At 46.4% G+C, this 2,511-nt stretch carries 2 protein-coding genes; one reads left to right on the top strand and one right to left on the bottom strand.

Annotated features, from left to right (window positions below):
- Nucleotides 1-38 precede the first annotated feature (38 nt).
- Nucleotides 39-1,256: a serine/threonine transporter SstT gene (gene sstT, locus A0765_RS09000; RefSeq protein WP_062006190.1), complete on the bottom strand. Its 1,218-nt coding sequence runs from the start codon at nt 1,254-1,256 to the stop codon at nt 39-41.
- Nucleotides 1,257-1,419: 163 nt separating this feature from the next.
- On the opposite strand from sstT, the gene A0765_RS09005 reads away from it, so the two are divergent.
- A complete protein-coding gene (locus A0765_RS09005) occupies nt 1,420-2,292 on the top strand; it encodes a mechanosensitive ion channel family protein (RefSeq protein WP_062006192.1) in 873 nt (290 codons plus the stop codon).
- Nucleotides 2,293-2,511: the final 219 nt, after the last annotated feature.

Consider the following 2,511-nt stretch of genomic DNA (forward strand, 5'->3'; position numbering starts at 1 on the left):
GAGAGGCTAGGACTTTTGTCCCAGCCTCAGCGCTTTGTTTAATAACGTTTTTCTTTGGGCCAGGTGCTCATTTCAGCAACAGCTGTAAAAAGCACGTCTGTGGATGAGTTGAGGGCAGTTTCGCAAGAGTCTTGGATGACGCCGATGACAAAGCCAACGCTGACGACTTGCATAGCCAGATCATTTGGGATGCCAAAGAGGCTACAAGCTACAGGGATTAAGAGAAGCGAGCCTCCAGCTACTCCAGAAGCCCCGCAGGCGGAAATGGCCGCAACGATGCTGAGCACCAAGGCTGTTCCAAAGTCCACCTGAATGCCCAGTGTGTTGGCTACTGCAAGGGTAAGCGTGTTGATTGTCACCGCTGCTCCTGCCATGTTGATAGTGGAACCAAGTGGGATAGAGACCGAGTAGGTTTCAGGATTAAGGCCCAAATCTCGACACAGTTTCATATTAACAGGGATATTGGCAGCCGAACTGCGAGTGAAAAAGGCGGTGACGCCACTGACTTTTAAGCAACGCCAAACCAGTGGATAAGGATTTTTTCGAAGCATAATGAAGACAATCAAGGGATTGACGACTAGCGCAACAAGAGCCATAGAACCCAGTAATAGGAGAAGCAGCATGCCGTAGCTTTTGAATGCTTCAAATCCTTTGCCAGAAATGGTCGTGTACACCAGCCCTAAAATACCAAAGGGGGCTAGATTGATAATCCATTCGACAATCTTCGAAGTAATATCTGCCAGTGTTTTCAAAAGTTCTTTACTTTGCTGACTTGCTTCTCGCATAGCCACTCCAAAGATAACTGCCCAAGACAGAATACCGATATAATTGGCCTTGGTCAGGGCGTTGATTGGATTATCGACAAGGTTGAGGAGGAGATTGCTCAGAACTTGGCCGATGCCTTCTGGGGGACTGACTTCCGAGCTGGCTGCGGTTAGCTCGATGGTTACAGGAAAGACATAGTTGGCGAGGACAGCGACAAGGGCAGCCGCAAAAGTCCCGATTAGATAGAGGATAATGACGGTTTTCATATTGCTTTTCTGCCCCTTTTGGTGCTGAGAGAGGGCATTGGCAACGAGGGTAAAAACGAGCAGTGGTGCGATAGCTTTCAGACCGCCGACAAAGATTTGACCAAGGAGGCTAATGGCGCTGGCTTGTGGAAAGATGAGGGCCAGCAGGGTGCCTGTGACAATCCCAATAGAAATCCGTTTGATAAGATTGGCGCGATTCCAAGCAGAAAGAATTCGATGAAACATAGTAGCTCCCTTTCTAAAATAAACTGCTTTCCATTATACGCTAGAGGTCGTATAAAATCAATGTTTTTTAGTATTCGCTATGCGGAATAAGGGTGCTTTGATGCCTATCTGTCGCCCTTTGTGGTATAATGAATAAGATTTTTGTATCTCATAGGAGGAAAGAATGACAGCTAATGGGAATGTCTTTACGCGCTATTTCCAGCAATTTGACTGGTCAGCTATTCTGGATGATGTGTTTTCGAAATTCGTCTCCTTGGTCTTTTTATGTTTACTATTTTGGGTGGCTAAGAAAATTCTCCATCTGTTTGTGACTAGACTGATTGCGCCATCTTTGAAATTATCTCGGCAGGATGCGGCTCGGCAAAAGACCATTATGCGCCTAATTGAGAATTTGCTCAATTATGTACTTTATTTTCTCTTGTTCTATTGGATTTTATCCATTTTGGGTATGCCGGTCTCAAGTCTTTTAGCTGGTGCAGGGATTGCTGGTGTGGCAATTGGGATGGGAGCGCAGGGCTTTCTGTCCGACCTAGTCAACGGTTTCTTTATTCTCTTAGAGCGTCAGTTGGATGTAGGGGATAATGTTCGCTTGACCAATGGTGCTATCAAGATCGCAGGAACGGTTGTCAGTGTTGGGATTCGGACTACGCAGGTACGCGATGCGGACGGAACTCTTCACTTTGTGCCCAATCGAAATATCACCGTTGTCAGCAATCTTTCTCGTGGCGATATGCGGGTTTTGATTGATATTCCTATCTATGCCGAGACGGATTTGGATGAGATTTATCGGATTATCGCTGCTGTCAATCAGGAAGCTGTGCCTGAACATCCAGAAGTTTTGAAGGAACCTGATATTCTGGGACCGCAAATGACTGCGAGCGGGCAGTTTTACTTTCGGATTAGTTTAATCGTTGCAAGCGGTATGCAGGCGAGCCTGTACCATATTTTTTACAGGCTCTATCATGAAGCCCTGCTAAAAGAAGGAGTGGCGCTGCCAACCTTGGCTCCAGTCACAGGAAATAGTGGCAAAGCTTAGTAGTGGTCGGAGAAACAAAGTTAAACAATATCTATCGGAAATAAGGCTTCTAATTACTAAAAGGGGCTGGGACAAAAGTCCTAGCCTCTCAATTGTCTTTGGATTGTCGAGCAAGACGCAGTGGTTGAGTGGGCCCTACTGCGCTGATTTCATCAGCTTTTACAGCCCTACTCAACTGTGCGGAGGTGGGACGACGAAATCGAATTCTAACGAATTACC

The organism is Streptococcus cristatus (assembly GCF_001588905.1).
In the GTDB taxonomy this organism is placed as follows: domain Bacteria; phylum Bacillota; class Bacilli; order Lactobacillales; family Streptococcaceae; genus Streptococcus; species Streptococcus cristatus_N.

What these genes read in the sequence shown, in the direction of transcription:
- sstT (WP_062006190.1), bottom strand. Translation starts at nt 1,256, where the DNA reads ATGTTTCATCGAATTCTTTCTGCTTGGAATCGCGCCAATCTTATCAAA.
- A0765_RS09005 (WP_062006192.1), top strand. Translation starts at nt 1,420, where the DNA reads ATGACAGCTAATGGGAATGTCTTTACGCGCTATTTCCAGCAATTTGAC.